Origin of the sequence: Lysinibacillus sp. NPDC093210, from assembly GCF_044753985.1 — a bacterium.
Classification (GTDB): domain Bacteria; phylum Bacillota; class Bacilli; order Bacillales_A; family Planococcaceae; genus Lysinibacillus.
The window spans coordinates 518,093-538,293 of the sequence record NZ_JBIVOE010000002.1 but is presented as its reverse complement, the minus strand read 5'-3'; the positions used below and the strand labels follow the sequence as shown (position 1 = coordinate 538,293).

Genomic DNA, 20,201 nt, shown 5'->3' with positions numbered 1-20,201 from the left:
GAAATTTTATTTTCCGACCTTCAAAATGATAAAATGTATCGAAAGTGGGAAATTTTATGCCCTTTGCTGACTCTAAAAACGCAAAACCTGTTAGTGAGGTTTTGCGTTTTGTGCTGTTGATTTCCGCTCCAGGCGTGCGCTTTCCGCGGGCACAGCGTAAGCCGCAACCCTCGCTAGCGCGCGGATTGTTGCGTCTTACGTATTGTGCATTCCCGCAGGAGTCGCCCGCCTTCCGCTCCAATCAACTAAGCATACTGACAGAGAAATTTTATTTTCCGACCTTCAAAATGATAAAATGTATCGAAAGTGGGAAATTTTATGCCCTTTGCTGACTCTAAAAACGCAAAACCTGTTAGTGTGGTTTTGCGTTTTGTGCTGTTGATTTCCGCTCCAGGCGTGCGTTTTCCGCGGGCACAGCGTAAGCCGCAACCGTCGCTAGCGCGCGGATTGTTGCGTCATACGTATTGTGCGTTCCCGCAGGAGTCTAGGTGGATTTTCACTAGCATAATTCAGAATTGTTTGAGTGCCTGGCACTTTAAATGGCACTTATTAAAATTCTTTATCCATTTGTGGTGAGGTACGATAAAAACGGAAGTTACCCGTTTCAATTCTCGTCACCGTATTTTCTTTAATACGATCGTGGCATGTGTCGCACATATACGTATGAATTGGGCGATTACGTAGTTTTTTTGCTAACGGTAAATCATCATCTAACTGGTTAATAGTATCGCAAATGACACATTTTACGCGCATCGCATTCCCTCCCTATTCCGCACGAACGGCTAATACATTTTTGATAGGGTTGTCTACATTTGAGCCGTCTCCAAATAATATGTGGACAGGTCCATCTTCAGTTAAAGGTTTGCCGTCCTGGCTGTATTTAAAAATTAATGTCTGTGCTTCTGCAATTGTAAATGCATGTTCTTCGCCGTCTTTGCATTCAATGACGATTTTTGTCGCCTCTGGTTTAAGTTCAGCATTTTTTAAGAAATGACTTAATTCGATACCGAAAGTACCTGTTTCCATCCCTTTACGATCGAATTTTCGTTCTGATTTTAAAGTTGGTGGGAAAGTAGCACCTTCCATAATTTCGCGTGACCAGTGAGCACCGACTTCACGCATATATTTTGTATCCGCATCTTCCTCTACTTCTCTTGCTTGGAAGTACGTATTTAAGTCTAGTTTACGATCGTCAAAAATCCAAACAGTTGGATCTAATGTAAGCTGATACGAAACTGCACCCTTGATAGGAATAATTGTTTCCATAATAGAAATCCTCCTCAAATCTTGTATATCCATGAATTAGTATAACGCTAATGCAAGGAGATAATAAAGAAATATAATTTGGATTCTTTATTTTCCTACGAAGACACTTGCATTTTTATCGACTAAAAGATAAACTTTATTAAGATAGAATCGAAGAAATATCAGATAATGGGGGCGTCCTCATGGATACGAAATCACAAACTTCCTTTCAAGAGAAGGCTTTGGAGCTTTTAGTAGCTGATGCAGATAAAATTGCTCGCCTCATTCGAGTACAGATGGATCATTTAACGATGCCACAATGCCCTTTATATGAAGAAGTATTAGATACACAAATGTTCGGCCTTTCACGTGAAATTGACTTTGCTGTGAAGCTTGGACTTATTGAACGCGATAAAGGCAAAGCAATTCTCGATTCACTCGAGAAAGAACTTTCTGTACTACATGACGCGTATACAGACAAATAAAAAGAAAAAACTCAAACGCTGCTTGCGATTTGAGTTTTTTTACTAGAACGAGGTTTTCCAATGAAACAATACTTAAAACGATATGCTCAAAATTTTGATTATCCATTATTTTTTACTGTCTTGTTGTTAAGTTTATTTGGGTTAGTGATGATTTATAGTTCAAGTATGATGGTTGCAATTGTACAGAAGGAACAAGCACCTGATTATTTTTATCAAAAACAACTAATTAATTTAGCTGTCGCGTCTTTAGGTTTTTTAGTAGCAGCATTTTTCCCTTATAAGCATTATGCAAATAAGAATATTATGTTGTTACTTACGATTGTATTAATCGTTCTCTTTACATGGGTAAAAGTAGCGGGTAATGGTGCAGAGGAAGTAGGTTCTCAAAGTTGGATTCATGTTCCAGGATTCGGGAATTTTCAGCCTTCTGAATATGCGAAACTATTTATAATTTTATATTTTGCAGCAGCATTTTATCGAAAATCTCAAAAATATACATTTGAAAAACTACAACCAACAGAAATTTTTTATCCGATTTTCCTATGGATACTTGTTGTTGCGGGTGTGGCATTTGAAACAGATTTGGGAGCTGTCATTATTTTATGTGGCATTGCAGTATCCGTTGTTGCGGCAAGTGGTATTCCTTTTAAAACATTTTGGAAGTTTTTTGGCGTATTAGGTGCATTTGGTGCAGCCATTCTTGGTATGCTTTGGCTCTTTAAGGGCGAACTATTAAAAGGGAACCGTAAAGGACGTATCGAGTCTTATTTTAATCCGTTTGATTATGAAAACGGGGTAGGTCACCAAGTTGTCAATAGTTATTATGCAATTGGCGGTGGTGGTTTAGAAGGTCGAGGGCTCGGTCAATCTATTCAAAAATTAGGATATTTACCTGAACCACAAACCGATTTTATTATGGCAATAGTTATGGAGGAACTTGGTGTATGGGGCGTGCTAATCGTCTTAGGTGGTTTAGGATTTATTGTATATAAAGGTTTTTCTATCGCATTACGAACAAAAGATCCGTTAGCACGTATGATAGCGGCAGGTATTGCTAGCTGGATAGCTTGGCAATCGTTTATTAATCTTGGGGGTGTAACCGGGTTAATCCCGTTAACCGGTGTCACGCTGCCTTTCATTAGTTATGGCGGGACATCTATAATTTTGCTATCTTTAGCTATGGGAATATTGGTCAATGTTTCCATGTTTGAAAGGGTAGAAAGAAAGAAATCACAAACATAAGGGGGATACCTATGGAATCAATCAACAAAATCCTTGTAGCCAATCGGGGAGAAATTGCAATTCGAATTTTCCGTGCGTGTACGGAGCTCAACATTAACACTGTCGCTATATATTCACGTGAAGACAGTGGGGCATTCCATCGCTTTAAAGCAGATGAGGCTTATTTAGTAGGGGCAGGCAAGAAGCCCATCGATGCGTATTTAGATATTGAGGGCATCATTGCAATCGCTAAGGATGCAGGCGTTGATGCGATTCATCCAGGGTATGGTTTTTTATCAGAAAACGTGGATTTTGCACGTCGTTGTGAGGAAGAGGGAATTTTATTCATTGGCCCAACTTCACAGCATTTAGATATGTTTGGTGATAAGGTAAAAGCACGGGAACAAGCTATTAACGCAAATATTCCGGTCATTCCAGGTACAGATGGTCCAGTTGCTTCTGTAGAAGAAGTACAAGCTTTTGGTGAACAATATGGATATCCGCTCATGATTAAGGCTTCCTTAGGTGGCGGCGGGCGCGGAATGCGTGTAGTACAAACAAAGGATGATGTTGCGTCTGCTTATGAACGTGCCAAATCAGAGGCAAAAGCAGCTTTTGGTTCGGATGAAGTATATGTAGAAAAGTGCATTCTCCAACCAAAGCATATTGAAGTACAAATTATAGGCGATAAAATGGGCAATATTGTGCATTTATATGAGCGTGATTGCTCAATCCAACGCCGCCATCAAAAGGTGGTAGAGATCGCACCATCCCATTCGATTTCGGAAAATTTAAGAAATAGAATTTGCGATGCAGCGGTTCAATTAATGCAAAATGTCTCGTACATAAATGCAGGGACAGTCGAGTTTTTAGTTGCAGGTGATGATTTTTATTTCATCGAGGTTAACCCTCGAATTCAAGTAGAGCATACGATTACAGAAATGATTACAGGAATCGATATTGTACATGCTCAAATTAAAGTGGCGGCAGGCTACAGCTTGCATAGCGATGAAATTCATATACCACAACAAGCAGAAATTCCGATGATTGGTTATGCAATCCAAGCGCGTGTCACTACAGAAGACCCAGCTAATGGCTTTATGCCTGATACAGGTAAACTAATGGTATATCGTTCGAGTGGTGGCTTTGGTGTTCGCTTAGATGCCGGTAATGGCTTCCAAGGAGCTGTTGTAACACCGTACTATGATTCGTTGCTCGTAAAAATTTCAACTTCAGGCATGACGTTTAAGGAAGCCGCAGCGAAAATGGATCGAAATTTAAAAGAATTCCGTATTCGTGGGGTGAAAACGAATATTCCGTTTTTAAATAATGTAGTAACCCATAAAAATTTTATAGAAGGCACGTTTGATACAAGCTTTATCGATACAACGCCTGAATTATTTAACTTCCCTGTGCGCCAAGACCGCGGAACTAAACTACTAAGCTATATCGGTAATGTGACGTTAAATGGTTTCCCAGGGGTGGAAAATAAGGCGAAGCCAATTTTTGCTCAGCCAATTAAGCCACTAGTAGACTTGAATGGACAGCCACTGTCTGGTACAAAACAAATTTTAGATGAACATGGTGCAGATGGGCTGACAAAATGGATTTTAGAACAGCAAGATGTGTTATTAACGGACACAACGTTCCGTGATGCACATCAATCCTTACTGGCAACACGTGTACGTTCTCAAGATATGTACCAAATTGCAGATGAAACAGCACGTATGATGCATAACTTCTTCTCACTCGAAATGTGGGGAGGCGCAACGTTTGATGTAGCATACCGTTTTTTAAAAGAAGATCCATGGGAGCGTTTAGCGAAGATACGTGCGCAAATACCAAATGTACTATTCCAAATGTTGCTACGTGGAGCAAACGCTGTAGGATATACGAACTATCCAGATAATTTAATTCGTGAGTTTATTGCTGAGTCAGCTGCATCTGGTATTGATGTATTCCGAATTTTCGATAGCTTAAACTGGATTAAAGGTATGGAAGTAGCGATTGATGCGGCAAGAGATGCAGGGAAAATTGCAGAAGCTGCGATTTGCTACACAGGAGATATATTAGATGATGGACGTGCGAAATACTCTGTGCAGTATTACAAAGATATGGCGAAGTCTTTAGAGGCGTCAGGAGCCCATATTTTAGCGATTAAGGATATGGCTGGGTTATTGAAGCCGGAAGCTGCATATCGCTTAATTTCGGAGTTAAAAGAAGCGACAAGCCTACCTATTCATTTGCACACGCATGATACAAGTGGCAATGGTATTTATTTATATGCAAAAGCGATTGAAGCAGGGGTAGATATTTTAGATACAGCACTTGGCGCAATGGCTGGCTTAACATCACAGCCAAGTGCGAACTCACTGTACTATGCTATGAAGGGTAGTCAACGTGAAATTCGTGCTGATATTGAATCGCTTGAAAAGCTTTCATATTACTGGGAGGATGTTCGTAAATACTATAAAGATTTCGAAAGTGGCATGATCAGTCCACATTCAGAAATTTATGTCCATGAAATGCCAGGTGGACAGTACAGTAACTTACAGCAGCAAGCTAAGGCTGTTGGACTTGGCGATCGTTGGGATGAAGTAAAACGTATGTACTCACGTGTAAACTTATTATTTGGAGACATCGTGAAAGTAACGCCATCATCGAAGGTGGTTGGTGATATGGCTTTATTCATGGTGCAAAATGATTTGAATGAAGAGACGGTTATTTCAAGAGGGCAAACAATTGATTTCCCAGATTCAGTTATTGAATTATTCCAAGGATATATAGGGCAACCACACGGCGGCTTCCCTGAGGAGCTTCAAAAAGTAGTCTTGAAAGAGCGTGAACCAATTACTGTTCGTCCAGGTGAACTGTTACAACCAGTTAACTTTGAACAGCTAGAGGAAGTATTGGCGGACAAATTAAATCGTCCGGTTACGAAGAAGGACATACTTGCCTATGCACTGTACCCGAAAGTATTTGAAGAGTATGCTAAAACTGTAGAGTCATTTGGTAATATTTCAGTTCTAGACACACCTACGTTCTTATACGGATTAAAGCTAGGCGAAGAAATTGAAGTGGAAATTGAAAAAGGTAAAACGTTAATTATTAAACTTGTATCGATTGGTGAGCCACAGCATGATGGTACACGTGTTATGTACTTCGAGTTAAATGGTCAATCACGAGAGCTTGTCATTCAAGATATGACAGTAGAAGTGGATGGCAGCATAGCACTAAAGGCAGACCCAAGCAATCCAAATCAAATTGGGGCGACAATGCCAGGTACTGTTTTGAAGGTCGTAGTATCTAAGGGCAGTCCTGTTAAACGTGGTGACCACTTGTTAATTACCGAAGCCATGAAAATGGAAACAACTGTACAAGCACCAAAAGACGGTATAGTGAAAGAGGTATATGCAAGTGCGGGCGATGCCATTTCAACAGGTGACTTATTAATAGAAATTGAATAATACATTATAGAAGAAGGTTATTAGTTTGCTGCTATGGCATACTAATAACCTTTTTTCTTATAAAAAAGAATAGTAGGAAGTGCTCAAGAAAATAATATAGTACAAAACCCTATAAAAATAGTTTTAATAGTAAAAAACATTTCACTATTATATAGTAGAAATCCACTTTTTCGACTTAAGGTATAAGCAGTTTATTGTTTGCTGATGCTGATGTTGTATTATTTCCAGTTTCTTGTCGAAGATTATATAATTGAAGTAAACAAATAGCCTTTTACTTTGTATCAAAAAAGTAATATAAAATAGCTACTTCTTAGCAAAGTTCGTGCATATGTGTTTTTTACTTTTAGATGAAGGCTATGTGGGGTAAATGAAAAAAAAAGACTCGACAGAGCCGAATCCTTTTCTATAGTTATTTATTTTTTTCATTATAATTGCTACGTGCTACAAGCATAATCATGTAACAAAGGAGACCAAATAAAAGTGAAATGAACAATGAATGCAATAAAGCTACTGTTAAATTCAATCTAGTAAGGACTACTGACATACCAGCTAAAACTTGTAATATAACTATGATGAAAGCGATAATCCAGCCATAATAAATAACACGTTGTTGTTTGTATTCTTTTATAGCGTGCCAAGTTATGTATGTAATCCAAATGAAAATAATGATAGCTGCAAGTCGATGTCCCATTTGTACCCATTCGTACATATTGTTTGGTGAGGCAAACGGTGTTTCGTTGTAGCAAAATGGCCAGTCTGGGCATACTAAACTAGAATCTGTATGTCGAACGAGTGCCCCTGTATAAACGACCAAATAAGAATAAATTGTGACAGCAATTGTATGCCAACGTAGTTTTTTCCCAATAAATACGTTATCTGCATCAAACTTTCGATCAACTTCAAATACAATCATAGAAAGAATAAGAACCGCAGCAAAAGAAATAAGTGAGATTCCAAAGTGAAGTGCTAGAATGAAGTCTCCTTGTCCCCATAATACTTGAGCTGCTCCAATTAGTGCCTGTGCGATTAAGAAGAACATCGATAAAAAACCTAAAAATTTTACTTCACGAATATGCCCAAGTTTCCGCCATGTCCAAATCGTTAGGACGAGAATTGAAATTGATACGACTCCTGTTACAAGACGATGTGAGAATTCGATTAATACTTCTGTTGTAATTTCTTTTGGGATAAGAGATCCATTACAATCCGGCCAGTTTCTACCGCAGCCTAAGCCACTATCTGTTTTAGTAACGAGTGCCCCGCCAAGTAAAATAAGGAGCATTCCCACTGTAGCGGCAACAGCAAACCACTTCATATACCTGTTGTGTTGCATAAAATGAGTCACCTACTTTATCTATCAATATTACATGAAAGTAATGTTTCTGCTACTAGATGATATCTAAAATACGTTTAAAAAACAACTTGTAAGGAGTAGGTAGTTTTAGATGTTGATTCCATTTCACAAATTGTTCATAATTTCGTGCTTTAACCTTCACAATTCATTTTAGAAAATGATTTACTATAGATATGTTGTTTTTAATTATATTTCTAGACAAAGCTAATTTTTACAACTTCATCTAAATTTCACTAAACGTCTAGAAATCAATCGCAAATTTCGCTATAGTTATTGTTAGCGGAATATGCTTACAAAAATGAAAGGAGAGGTAACATGTCAAACGGTCGTACGTTTTCAGCTACTAGAAATACTGATCCAGGAACTTCATCCGTTGTAAAAGATTTCTTAGCACTGATAAAAATTGGAATCGTTAACTCGAATCTTGTCACAACGTTTACAGGGATGTGGCTAGCATTTCAATTTACTGGTAGACATTTCTTGCAAGAGCTTGATGTTATAGTTTGTATCATGCTTGGTGCTGCATTAATTATTGGCGGTTCTGGTGCAATGAATAATTTCATTGATCGAGATATTGACCCTATTATGAAACGCACAAAGTCAAGACCGACAGTGACAGGTAGATTTAAGCTGAACTTTGTATTGACCATTGCCCTCTCATTTTTAATTGTAGGTGAAATTTTGTTATTTACGGCATCATTTGCGGCCGGCATGTGGGGACTAGTTGGAATATTCGCTTATGTTGTTCTATATTCAATGTGGTCAAAGAGGAAGCATGTTAGTAACACGATTGTTGGAAGTATTTCAGGGGCGATTCCACCAGTAATTGGTTTTGCAGCAGTTGAACCTGCACTTGGCCCAGGAGCACTTGCCTTATTTCTTATGATGTTTGTATGGCAGCCACCGCATTTTTATGCGCTTGCTATGAAACGTACTGAAGAATATCGTGCAGCTAATATCCCAATGCTACCAGTTGTAAAAGGTTTTAAACGAACGAAGTACTCAATGTTTTTCTGGATTCTTTTATTATTACCGTTACCGTTCCTTTTACCTGAGCTTGGAGTTGGATTCTTAGTGCTTGCGACTACTTTGAACGTAGGCTGGTTATTACTAGCTTTAAAGGGCTTTACCACAAAAGACGATATGAAGTGGGCAAATAAAATGTTTATTTATTCATTGAATCATATGACCATATTATTTGTGGCTATCATAATATTTGCGGTATTCAGCTAATTTGGAATTCTTTCTTTCACAAGAATTCATATAGATAGAACCAATGTCCTAGGTACACATGAAAATACAACAAAGAAAGAGGGGTTTAATTAAGCTATGATGAAAGGGCTTAAAAAGTGGCGTCTTTTTTCACTTCTAGCAGTGATGATGGTTTTCCTTTCTGGTTGTGGTGAAGAATATATTTCTGCACTAAAACCATCTGGTCAAGTAGGTAAAGAACAATTCAACCTATTAATGTTGGCTACTGGAATTATGACGTTAGTTGTAGTAATAGTATCTGTAATCTATTTACTTGCATTCTTAAAATTCCGCCGATCAAAAGTAGGCGAAAACGTTATTCCTAAGCAAGTGGAAGGTAGTCACACACTTGAAGTAATTTGGACAGTTATTCCAATTATTTTATTATTAATCTTAGCTGTACCGGTTGTTACTGCTACTTATAAATTTGCAGATGTTGCTGCAATGGACGAAGTAGATGCTGAAGGTAACAAAACTGCCCTAACAGTAAATGTAACTGCAAAATTATACTGGTGGGAGTTCGAATATCCAAACCAAGGGATTGTAACAGCACAAGAATTAGTTGTACCAACAGGTCAAAAAGTTTACTTTAACTTAAAAGCTGCTGATGTTAAGCACTCATTCTGGATTCCCGCGATTGGCGGTAAAATGGATACTAACGTAGAGAACTTAAACAAATTCTATTTAGTATTCGATAAAGAATCAGCAGATCTTAAAGATGGCGTATTCTATGGTAAATGTGCTGAGCTATGTGGCCCTTCACACGCACTAATGGACTTTAAAGTAAAAACAGTTAGCCCAGATGCATTCGATGCTTGGGTAGCTAGCATGAAAGCAACTGAAGGACAAACTGCTTCAAAAGATTCAACTGATCTTGGTGAAGCAACATTTGCTAACAGCTGTTTAGCTTGTCACGCTGTATCTGGCGTAGGTGGTACTGGTGGAGTGGGTCCTAACTTAACTACATTCGGTGACCGTAACCGTGTTGCAGGTTTCTTAGAACATACTGAAGAAAACGTACAAGCATGGATTAAAAACCCAGGTGACTTTAAACCAGGTAACTTAATGATGAATCCAGATGGTACTGCACCAATCTATGGCGATTTATCTGAAGAAGAAATTCAAGCTCTTGCAACTTACATCATGGGCTTATCAGTAGAGAAATAATTTTTCGTTTATGTAACAAACTTTGAGGGAGGTAAAAGTTGTGAGCTCATATACACAGAAAAAGGGCTTTGGAGCAGCTGTCTGGGATTACATTACAACTGTTGACCATAAAAAGTTAGCCGTAATGTATTTATTAGCCGGTACATTGTTCTTCGCTATCGCTGGTTTTGAAGCGTTATTAATGCGTATTCAGTTAATGAAACCAAATAACGATTTCGTTTCAGCTGGTTTTTTCAATGAATTATTAACGATGCACGGAACGACAATGTTATTCCTTGCCGCGACTCCATTACTATTCGCATTTATGAACATGCTTGTACCATTACAAATTGGTGCACGTGACGTTGCATTCCCGTTCCTTAACTCTTTAGGGTTCTGGTTGTTCTTCCTAGGTGCTGTATTCCTTCACCTATCATTCTTTATGGGTGGCGCACCTGATGCGGGCTGGACATCTTATGCATCATTATCTTTATATTCTCCAGGACATGGTATTGACTTCTATGTACTTGGTTTACAAATTTCAGGGGCGGGTACGTTAATTTCAGGTCTTAACTTTATCGTAACGATTATTACTATGCGTGCTCCTGGTATGACATTTATGCGTATGCCATTATTCACTTGGACTGCTCTAGTATCAAGTGCATTAATCTTATTCGCATTCCCTCCATTAACTATTGGTTTATTAATGATGTTATTTGACCGTATGTTCGGTGGTAACTTCTTTGACCATACAATGGGTGGTAACACAGTAATTTGGGAACACTTATTCTGGATCTTCGGACACCCAGAAGTTTATATTTTAGTATTACCTGCTTTCGGTTTATTCTCGGAGATTATCCCAGCATTCTCTCGTAAGCGTCTATTCGGATACTCTTCAATGGTATTCGCAACAATTTTAATTGGTTTCCTTGGCTTCATGGTTTGGGCTCACCACATGTTCACAACTGGTCTTGGGCCAACTGCAAACGCAATTTTCGCTGTTGCAACAATGGCAATTGCCGTTCCAACAGGTATGAAAGTATTCAACTGGATCTTAACTATTTGGGGCGGATCGATTAAAGTTACTACACCAATGCTTTATGCACTTGGTTTTATCCCGTCATTCGTTGCGGGTGGTGTTACTGGGGTAATGCAAGCATCTGCTCCACTTGACTACCAATTACACGATTCTTACTTTATCGTTGCTCACTTCCACTACGTAATCGTAGGTGGTATCGTAACTGCTTTATTCGGTTCAGCGCATTTCTACTGGCCAATTTTCTTCAACCGTATGTTAAACGAAGCGCTTGGTAAATTGACTTTCTGGGTATTCTTTATCGGATTCCATTTAACATTCTTCGTACAACACTTCTTAGGTTTAATGGGTATGCCACGTCGCGTATTCACTTACATGGAAGGTCAAGGTTGGGATCAGTTCAACTATATTTCTACAATCGGTGCATTGATGATGGGTGTAGGGGTTATCTTAATGGTAATTAACTGCTTAATGTCTATCAAAGGTAAACCAGCAGGTCGCGATCCATGGGGCGATGGTCGTACTTTAGAATGGTCAATTCCACAACCAATTCCATTCTATAACTTCCGTCAAACACCACTTGTTCGTGGTCTAGATCCATGGTGGATTGAAAAGCAAGAAGGTAATAAAGATGTTACATTTGCTGAGCCATTAGGTGATATTCATATGCCAAACAACTCTGCAATCCCATTCGTTATTTCTTTAGGCATGTTTATCGCAGCATTCGGTGCCCTTTATAATCCAGATGCAGATAAACCATGGTCAATTTATGTATTAATTATTGGTCTTGCTATTACATTTGGTGCAATGATTTTCCGTTCTGTTAAGGACGATCACGGTTTCCACTTACACAAAGAAGACATTATTGAAATTGAAGAACAACTTTACGGTAAAGGAGGAAATAAATAATGGATATCAATACTAAATTTACTCCTCATACTTGGCCAGATCATCCTGAACAAGCAACGATGGAAGGTAAAAATAAAGTCGTTGGTTTCTGGATTTTCCTTGCCTGTGAAGTTGTACTTTTCGCAAGTTTATTTGCAACTTACTTAGCACTTAAGAACAAAGGGCCAGCTGGCATGGAGTTCACAACACAAGGTTTATTTGAATTACCGTTAGCATTTGCAATGACGATGTTACTATTAACGTCTTCACTGACTTCAGTTTATGCAATTTACCATATGCGTAACTTTAATTACAAAGGTATGCAAACTTGGTTAGCAATCACGTTACTTTTAGGTCTTGGCTTCCTTGGCCTAGAAATTTATGAGTTCCAACACTATGTGCACCTTGGTTTCACTTTTAACCAATCTGCATTCGCAACTTCGTTCTATACGCTAGTAGGTACACACGGTTTCCACGTAACTTTAGGTTTAGTATGGATTACAACATTACTTATCCGTAACGCTAAACGTGGACTGAACTTGTACAATGCGCCTAAATTCTTTGTGGCTGCATTATACTGGCACTTTATCGACGTTGTTTGGGTATTTATCTTTACAGTAGTATACTTGATGGGAGTGATCGGATAATATGTCATCACATGATACACCTGTAGTTGCTAAGTCTCAAGCGCAATTCGAATATGATCGTCATCATAATGCCGTTCATATGCGTAAACAAGTAATCAACTTTGCGATCATGATTTTCTTTACGTTTATCGCGTTCGCTGTAGTTGCAGCTGGTTTTTCTAAATACTTAATAGCACCATTTGTTCTATTGCTTGCTGGCGTTCAAGTTGTTCTTCAACTTTATGCTTTCATGCACTTAGAAGATAAAAAAACACACTTCGGTGGTGTTATTGCATTCTTTATGTGGATGGGCGTTTTAATCGCATTTACATTCTTCTTAGCATTTTTAACAATTATTTGGTGGTAATCACCAAAAAAGCATGTTCTCTGCTCTTCGCAGAGACGTGCTTTTTTTGTTTTGCTAATAGAATGTAGTACTGGTAAATTGTTCACCGTTCGTTCATTGCAGTATAGCTGTAAGCGTTTTATAATAGGAGTACTGAGTTTTATTGTCTCTGTATAATTGTGCCCGTTTTTTATAGTGCGAACGCTTTAAAAAAACACGATATTCGCTAGAGGCGTAACTTTATTTTGTAAAAGTTTGTTTCCAAGATAAGTAAAACATTTTGGTGTGCATCACTCGCTTAAGGCGTTAGGAATGTATGCTGGAAAAAGTTAAAGGAGCGCGTATTGTATGCCACTTAGTATATTTGGTTTCCAAGCTTTATGGAGCCCGTATTTAATAGGGGTTCTCGTTTTTATAACAGCGATTTACTTTTTAGTGACAACGAAATGGCGTAAAGATTTTAAAGTAAGTGAGCCATTGAAAAAAAGTGAAGCAATTTATTTTGTATTGGCAATGATTACGATTTATATTATTAAAGGATCTCCAATTGATTTAATGGCCCATATTATGTTTACAATGCATATGGTGCAAATGGCTATTCTTTTATTGCTTGTGCCAATTTTCTTAATTAAGGGTATTCCATGGTGGGTGTGGAAGGTTGCAATTGAAGCGCCTGTTGTCAAACCTTTATTTAAAGTGTTAACATTACCAGTGGTTGCGATATTTGTTTTTATAGGTTTATTTTCTATCTACCATTTACCATCAGTATTAGACTACATTAAATTAAACGAAACATTACATGGTACTTATACATTTGTATTATTTGTTTCTGCTGTTTTAATGTACTGGCCTCTAATTCAAAAAATACCTGATAGTGCTGAAATGAAACCTTTGCATAAATTAGCGTATATTATTGCCAATGCGGTTTTAATTACTCCTGCATGTGCTTTAATCATTTTTGCGCCTAATGCTATGTATGAAACATATACGAGTGGCGAAGCTTGGCTCAAAGCAATGGAGCTATGTGTACCAGCCTCAACTTTATCGGGCTTGTCTTTATCTGGACCAGAGTTATTTACAGATATGAAGCCTGTTGCGGATCAGCAACTTGGTGGTGTTCTTATGAAAATATTACAAGAGATTATTTTTGGTGTTTTAATCGGCGCTATCTTTACAAAATGGTATCGTTCTGAGCAAAAGGACCCTGATAAGATTACTGCCGATGCATTAAAAGCACATCAACAGAAATGGGAAAGAGAACATCAACATCAGCTGTAATAATTGAAATTTATTTTGTATAAGGAGTTTTTGTGAATGGAATTGCAAATTTTGCCTACTATTAGTACATCATTTATTGTAATAAGTGCTGTACTTGTAGCAATTGGTTGGGGCTTAATTATAAAGGGAAAAGTAGAAGCACATAAAAAGGTTATGTTAGCTGCTGGTGTTGCTGCACTTTGCTTCTTTATTATCTACGCTTCACGTACGGTCTTTATTGGTAATACAGCTTTTGGTGGTGGTGAGGATTTAAAACCTTACTATACATTCTTTTTAATTTTCCACATTACATTAGCAACAGTTGGAGCTGTGTTTGGACTAGTTAGTATTATTTCAGGTTTAAAAACAAACATTAAGCTTCATAAGCGAATTGGACCAATTACTAGTATTATCTGGTTCTTTGTAGCAGTAACAGGTGTTATGGTGTACATGTTATTGTATATACTATTTGAGCCAGGTGAAACAACATCTGTTATTAAAGCGATTTTAGGATTTTAACAAAAAAATCTCCCTCCTTACTCTTGAGAAGGTGGGAGATTTTTTATAGAAGACTGATTAAATAAAGAAAGAGCAACGACAACGAGTAAAGGGCCGATTAAAATACCGAGAAAACCAAATATTTTAAAGCCGATAAACATAGCAATAAAAGTGGAGAGCGAAGAAAGACCAATTTTATCACCAATAATTTTAGGCTCAATCATACGACGTATTAAGAAAAGTACGACTGTTAGCACAACTAAGGCTATAGCAAAGACATAATCACCAGTAAATGCTTTGTAAATTGCCCACGGTAACAGTAAAATAAATGAGTCTAAAAAGGGAATAACATCTAATATAACAATTAAAAGTGCTAATATAAACGGAAATGGCGTTTTTAATAAAAAGAACGATATTAAGGCTACGGCAAATATACAAACTCCAACAAGTAATTGGGCTTTAATAAAGCCGAATAATGCAACTTTAACACGCTCTCCGATAAAAAGTATTTTTTGATGGTAATGAAAAGGGATAGGTGCCAATAGTCTTTGGTTAATCGATGGTAAATCTAAAAGTAGCATATATAATACAATCCAATAAACGAAAATATCAAACAAAAGTGATGGTAAGTGGGAAAGTAACGACGACCAATCATTAATGTTTGTTAAAGAAAGTGCAAATTTTTCAATGGAAGATAACCCTCGTTCAATCATTAATTGAATTTGTGTCACAAGATCTAATGGCAAATGATACGTATAATTAGCTAGCTTGGATTGAATTTGAATCCATAGTGCTGATAATTGGTTGAGATAATCTGGAATATGAATAATAAAAGACGAGAACTGTTTCCAGCTTATATAGCCTAAGAGAATACATAGTAGTAATGTTATACAAAAAAAGAAAACTAAAAAAATGGAGACAATGATTGTACGCTTTTTTCGAAAGCGTTTGCTCATTCGAATAATGAGGGGCTCTAATAATAGTGCAGTTACATAGGCAAGAAGTATAGGGAAAGATAAGGATAAAAACCATAGAATAATTAATCCTATGGCGATGACAATTATAGGATGACGAAAAAAGGGTCTTTTAAAAAATTGTATCAAGTATCTCACCTACATCATTTGAAAGATATAGTTAGTATGAGGAGAAAAAAATTTTTTACTCAAAATAAAAAAGACTGGACCACCAGTCTTTTCTTGATAATCATACATATAAATTCTTATGACATGCTTGCATTTTGGAACTACAAGTAAAATGAACTTGTTGTTGCATTAATACCATCGTTTTTGGTCATTAATATGCAAAGACATTGGCTTTACGTTGTTGCTAATGTGCTAATTATGCGTTAACAGTTTCCAACGCTTTTTTGTTAGAAGGAGACTCAACTACGAATGCTTCTAAGTCTAATCTTACTTTTTTTAAGATTTCATCACATTTTTTTACAAGATGAGCTGGGAAAACTTCATCGTCACCATACTCAACACCATGTGGATAGTAGTATTTACCAAGAGCTGGTTTCATTAATGTTAAGACAGCATCATGTGCTCCAACATCACCAGATTGCGCATATGCGAATACGCGTAGGTAGTAACGGCCTTCACGAGTATCGAAACGACGGTCAAAAGTCATGCGTTCGTAATCCCAAGCACCATCACATTCTAAACCATTATTTTTCATAATGTTTTCAATCAGTTCTTGGTCAGCTGTTAAATTCTCAAGGTTAGTATTCTCAAAATACATCTAATAATCCTCCTTTAGCTTTTCGTACAAAGTATACGCTCATTTTTATAATAGAGCATATTCGACATTGTTGCAATGACAACATTGTGTCAACACGTTTACAATTGATATAATAACTTACAATAATGGGGAAGAAAGGGGTCGTGTATGAAAGCTTTATTTCGCATTTTAATTGCCTGTGCAACGATTGCGTTTATCGGCTTTATGTTCTTTAATACGCCCAAGGAAAATGAGCCACTTGAAGGACCAAATGCCAATTCAAATATTATTCCGAAAACAGAGTTGGAGCAACCAGAAGTTGGAGCGATGACACGTCCACAAAGTGGTATGTCGACATTAATTGGCCAAGGAATACAAGTTGTCTTAGAACAATATGGTGAACCAGCAAGGAAAGAGCCTTCATCTTTTGGTTACGAATGGTGGGTTTATAAAACAAGTGTGTCAACATTTTTTATGCTAGGCGTGCAAAACGATGTTGTAACACAAGTATACATAGCGGGTGATAAGCTAGATGCTACACCTTTTAAAATAGGTCAGAAGCGGGACGATATTTACCGAATGACGATTATCGATTATGAAGTAGCTGCCAATGTAGGTGAAAATATTTTCATTTTCTCTATGAGTGAGGAAGATATGCAGACTAGGCTACTAATAAAATTTGATGGACTATTTGCACAGCTTTATATTGATCGAGAAACGAGTACGCTACAAGGTGTTCGCTTTACTGATAGCGAGACACTCGTACTACATCAGCCTTATGAAATGATTTATCAAGGGGAGCTTGTTAGTCCGACACCGCCATCCTCGTTTTTACAACAGGAAATTAATGAAGCAAGTACTGCGCAGCTTGATGATTTAATTAATGTCACGCGCGTTCATCATGATTTAGCTTCATTGGAACTTGATGAAAAACTCGAAGAAGTAGCAAAACTGCACAGTGAAGATATGAAGGTGCAAAATTTTTCTGGTCATGAATCACCAACAAATGGCGATTTAAAGAAACGTTTAGACACACATGAAATTGCTTATAGTGATGCAAATGAAAACCTTGCGACAGCATACTTTGATGCGATTGAGGCAATGCACGGCTGGCTAAATTCACCTGAACACCGCAAAGTAATTTTAAATGATAAATTTTCTGCTGTAGGATCAGGTGTCTTTTTAAATTACTACACACAAATTTTCATGGAGCCATCGAAGCAAAAGGATGATAGTGAGGAATCCGTTGAGGATACAGAAGAAGCAATTCAATAAGAAAGAAAGGTGTCAGGCACTCAAACAATTCTGAATTTTCATAGCGCTACCAGTAGTTAACTAAGTAAAAATCTACGCAGAATCCTGAGGGAGCGCACGAAATGTAAGATGCAACAAGCCGAGCGACAGCGAGGGTTGCTGCTTGCAGAGTGCTGTGCGCGGACGATTTAGAAGCCTGTATAGGTATTTATAATTGAATCATTCTCAAAAGATTGTCTTGATTAATTCAAGACAATCTTTTTTTGTGCCTAAAACCGACAAAATAGAATGGCTAATCTTTTTCGTCTTGGTTAATGGCTTGCATCACTCCATGTTCACAACCTACTTAAATGGTATTTGGAGGCTTCTACATTTTTCGTCACACCGTTACAAAAGCCGTCATATGATAGAGAACTGAAAGGAGGAATGAGACATTGCAATTAGCTGAGCTATTGAAAGATTGGCCATGTAGTGTAACTGGTGGATCCATTCGTACAATAATTACTGGTGTAGAGGATTATGCCCAATCGGTGAAACCTGGAGATATTTTCATTGTCCGAAAAGGAAAAAAGACATCTGGCAGTCGCTTTGTAAAAGAAGCACTGGCAAGAGGAGCTGCCGCCGTAGTATCCGAGGAAAGTATTGCAATCCCATTCAGCGATCAGAATATTCCTTTCGTTTGGGTACCGAATACCGCTTTGTTTTTATCTTATGCAAGTGCAAAACTAGCTGCTTTTCCTGCTGAAGCATTATCGGTTATTGCCATAACGGGAACGAATGGAAAAACGACGGTAAGTCATTTTGTAAGCCAATTACTAAAGGCTTTACATAAAAATGTAGCAGTTATTGGAACAGTAGGCTTCTTCGTTAATGGGCAAAAACAACAAACAGAATATGAGCAATTAACAACATTACAAGCAAAAGAGCTGCATCCTATTTTAAAACAATGTGTTCGTCAAGGTGTGACACATGTTGTTTTAGAAGCTTCCTCGATGGGATTGCAACAGCATAGACTTGATCATTGTGATATTGATTGTGGGGTATTTTTAAACTTATCAGAGGATCATTTGGAAGACCATGGGGGACTAGAAGCGTATAAACGTGCTAAAAAGAGGTTAGCTGATTTATCAAAAAAAATTGTGTTAAATGGAGACGATAATTTTTGTCGCTCCGTTGGTATTTACGACAAGAAAAAATCATGCTCATTCGGCTTTGACAATCACAATGATTTACATATCCAGATTGTGAGTGAAACTATTGGAAAAACAGTACTATGTTTGCAAACGACAACGAGTGAGCACATAATTGCTATTCCTTTTGTTGGTAAGTATCATGTGCAAAATGCAGTAGCTGCATTAATGGCTGTGTGGCGTTTAGGCTTCACTATTGATGAACTAGCTGAACATATGTGGGGATTAAAATTACCAGAAGGTAGACTGGAGCGAATAGAAAACCCACTTGGTATTGATGTGTATGTAGATTATGCACATACAGCTGAGGCATTGCAGGCAGTGTTACAAACTTTTGATAGTAAGAAGACCATCTACCTAGTGTTTAGCTGCGGTGGCAATAGAGATAAGGCAAAACGTTTTGCAATGGGGGCTGTGGCAAGTAAGTATGCAGATGTTATTTTCTTAACGACAGATAACCCTCGTGATGAGGATCCTATATTAATTAATGAAAGTATTATTGCAGGTTTCTCAGAGCAGCAATATTATGAAATTTTTTTAGACCGTAAAGTTGCGATTCATCAGGCATTGGCAAAAGCGCAAAAAGGAGATATTGTGCTTGTTGCCGGAAAAGGGCATGAACAAACACAGCAAATAAAAAATCAAAAATTCCCTTTTTCCGATCAACAATGCATTAAAGATTATTTTTCCACTGCTATTACTGACGACGCTGAATAACGAAGAACGAAGCGGTGGCAATAGCTAGTTTACGACCAGTTTCATCCTCGATGTCACATTCCATTACAAGTGTTTGACGTCCCTTATGAACAAAACGTCCTCTTGCAATTAATTCTTTATTGGTCGTTGTTGCTATATAGGAGACGTTAATATTTGTTGTTACAACATTAAAGCCTGCTGGAACAGAACGTGATGCGAGTCCGCCCATTGCGGCATCAGCAATTGTTGCAATGATCCCTCCATGCGGTACTTTAATAGTATTGTGAATAACGGGCGTAATAGGTATCCGTACCTCACTACTGTCTGGCTCGAAGTTGCCCACCATATGTAAAGCGGCATTGATATATCGACGATGTATGCCTTGTTGTTTATCGTGAATACCATTTAGCAAGTGTAGTAATACTTCCTCATCCTCCGCTGTACTATGTTGTAAAATAGTAGCGAGTAATTCTTCAATTTGTCCTTTAGATGATGTTACCAATTTTAAAACTCCTTCTTTTA

18 protein-coding genes are annotated in these 20,201 nt (G+C 37.7%); 12 read left to right on the top strand and 6 right to left on the bottom strand.

Annotated elements, in window-relative coordinates; genetic code table 11:
• Nucleotides 1–549 precede the first annotated feature (549 nt).
• Both ACIP9C_RS08140 and ACIP9C_RS08135 read right to left on the bottom strand, forming a co-directional pair.
• Entirely contained in the window at nt 550–753 is a 204-nt protein-coding gene (locus ACIP9C_RS08140) for a YlaI family protein (protein ID WP_173477893.1), read from the bottom strand.
• A 12-nt stretch (nt 754–765) separates the two neighbouring features.
• On the bottom strand, nt 766–1,266 hold the full coding sequence (locus tag ACIP9C_RS08135) for a molybdopterin-binding protein (protein WP_401009590.1): 501 nt from the start codon (nt 1,264–1,266) through the stop codon (nt 766–768).
• Between the two features lie 182 nt (nt 1,267–1,448).
• Between ACIP9C_RS08135 and ACIP9C_RS08130 the strand changes: the two genes are divergently transcribed.
• The 3 genes from ACIP9C_RS08130 to pyc are packed head-to-tail and all read left to right on the top strand — an operon-like array spanning nt 1,449 to nt 6,418.
• Nucleotides 1,449–1,730 carry an Fpa/YlaN family protein gene (locus ACIP9C_RS08130; RefSeq protein ID WP_173477891.1) on the top strand — a complete coding sequence of 94 codons (282 nt, stop codon included), beginning with the start codon at nt 1,449–1,451 and terminating at the stop codon, nt 1,728–1,730.
• Between the two features lie 60 nt (nt 1,731–1,790).
• Complete coding sequence (locus ACIP9C_RS08125; protein WP_401009589.1) at nt 1,791–2,972, top strand: FtsW/RodA/SpoVE family cell cycle protein; 1,182 nt, start codon at nt 1,791–1,793, stop codon at nt 2,970–2,972.
• A gap of 11 nt (nt 2,973–2,983) precedes the next feature.
• A complete protein-coding gene (pyc, locus tag ACIP9C_RS08120; RefSeq protein ID WP_401009588.1) occupies nt 2,984–6,418 on the top strand; it encodes a pyruvate carboxylase in 3,435 nt (1,144 codons plus the stop codon).
• Between the two features lie 409 nt (nt 6,419–6,827).
• Here pyc and ACIP9C_RS08115 read toward each other — a convergent pair whose 3' ends face one another.
• Nucleotides 6,828–7,751: a COX15/CtaA family protein gene (locus ACIP9C_RS08115; protein WP_401009587.1), complete on the bottom strand. Its 924-nt coding sequence runs from the start codon at nt 7,749–7,751 to the stop codon at nt 6,828–6,830.
• 336 nt (nt 7,752–8,087) lie between these two features.
• On the opposite strand from ACIP9C_RS08115, the gene cyoE reads away from it, so the two are divergent.
• The 7 genes from cyoE to ACIP9C_RS08080 all read left to right on the top strand — a co-directional run bounded on the left by cyoE (nt 8,088) and on the right by ACIP9C_RS08080 (nt 14,841).
• A complete protein-coding gene (gene cyoE / locus ACIP9C_RS08110; RefSeq protein WP_401009586.1) occupies nt 8,088–9,005 on the top strand; it encodes a heme o synthase in 918 nt (305 codons plus the stop codon).
• A 96-nt stretch (nt 9,006–9,101) separates the two neighbouring features.
• The gene (coxB, locus tag ACIP9C_RS08105) at nt 9,102–10,190 is read left to right on the top strand and encodes a cytochrome c oxidase subunit II (protein WP_340826030.1); all 1,089 of its coding nucleotides are present in this window, start codon (nt 9,102–9,104) and stop codon (nt 10,188–10,190) included.
• 40 nt (nt 10,191–10,230) lie between these two features.
• Nucleotides 10,231–12,114 carry a cytochrome c oxidase subunit I gene (gene ctaD, locus ACIP9C_RS08100; RefSeq protein ID WP_340826028.1) on the top strand — a complete coding sequence of 628 codons (1,884 nt, stop codon included), beginning with the start codon at nt 10,231–10,233 and terminating at the stop codon, nt 12,112–12,114.
• Entirely contained in the window at nt 12,114–12,740 is a 627-nt protein-coding gene (locus ACIP9C_RS08095) for a cytochrome c oxidase subunit 3 (protein ID WP_401009585.1), read from the top strand. The genes ctaD and ACIP9C_RS08095 overlap by 1 nt, the downstream gene beginning before the upstream one ends.
• 1 nt (nt 12,741) lies before the next feature.
• On the top strand, nt 12,742–13,086 hold the full coding sequence (locus ACIP9C_RS08090) for a cytochrome C oxidase subunit IV family protein (RefSeq protein WP_340826026.1): 345 nt from the start codon (nt 12,742–12,744) through the stop codon (nt 13,084–13,086).
• A 327-nt stretch (nt 13,087–13,413) separates the two neighbouring features.
• Entirely contained in the window at nt 13,414–14,343 is a 930-nt protein-coding gene (ctaG, locus tag ACIP9C_RS08085) for a cytochrome c oxidase assembly factor CtaG (protein WP_401009584.1), read from the top strand.
• A gap of 36 nt (nt 14,344–14,379) precedes the next feature.
• Nucleotides 14,380–14,841: a DUF420 domain-containing protein gene (locus ACIP9C_RS08080; protein WP_173477881.1), complete on the top strand. Its 462-nt coding sequence runs from the start codon at nt 14,380–14,382 to the stop codon at nt 14,839–14,841.
• A 17-nt stretch (nt 14,842–14,858) separates the two neighbouring features.
• Here ACIP9C_RS08080 and ytvI read toward each other — a convergent pair whose 3' ends face one another.
• Both ytvI and ACIP9C_RS08070 read right to left on the bottom strand, forming a co-directional pair.
• Nucleotides 14,859–15,932 carry a sporulation integral membrane protein YtvI gene (gene ytvI / locus ACIP9C_RS08075; RefSeq protein ID WP_401009583.1) on the bottom strand — a complete coding sequence of 358 codons (1,074 nt, stop codon included), beginning with the start codon at nt 15,930–15,932 and terminating at the stop codon, nt 14,859–14,861.
• A gap of 226 nt (nt 15,933–16,158) precedes the next feature.
• Nucleotides 16,159–16,560 (bottom strand): YugN family protein, encoded by a 402-nt coding sequence (locus tag ACIP9C_RS08070; RefSeq protein ID WP_173477879.1) that lies wholly within the window; start codon nt 16,558–16,560, stop codon nt 16,159–16,161.
• A gap of 147 nt (nt 16,561–16,707) precedes the next feature.
• Here ACIP9C_RS08070 and ACIP9C_RS08065 point away from each other — a divergent pair, with 147 nt between their 5' ends.
• On the top strand, nt 16,708–17,814 hold the full coding sequence (locus ACIP9C_RS08065) for a CAP domain-containing protein (protein ID WP_401009582.1): 1,107 nt from the start codon (nt 16,708–16,710) through the stop codon (nt 17,812–17,814).
• A gap of 413 nt (nt 17,815–18,227) precedes the next feature.
• The gene (locus tag ACIP9C_RS08060) at nt 18,228–19,700 is read left to right on the top strand and encodes a UDP-N-acetylmuramoyl-L-alanyl-D-glutamate--2,6-diaminopimelate ligase (protein ID WP_401009581.1); all 1,473 of its coding nucleotides are present in this window, start codon (nt 18,228–18,230) and stop codon (nt 19,698–19,700) included.
• Here the strand turns inward: ACIP9C_RS08060 and ACIP9C_RS08055 are convergent.
• On the bottom strand, nt 19,681–20,181 hold the full coding sequence (locus ACIP9C_RS08055) for a PaaI family thioesterase (protein WP_401009580.1): 501 nt from the start codon (nt 20,179–20,181) through the stop codon (nt 19,681–19,683). The genes ACIP9C_RS08060 and ACIP9C_RS08055 overlap by 20 nt on opposite strands.
• Between the last annotated feature and the right edge of the window lie 20 nt (nt 20,182–20,201).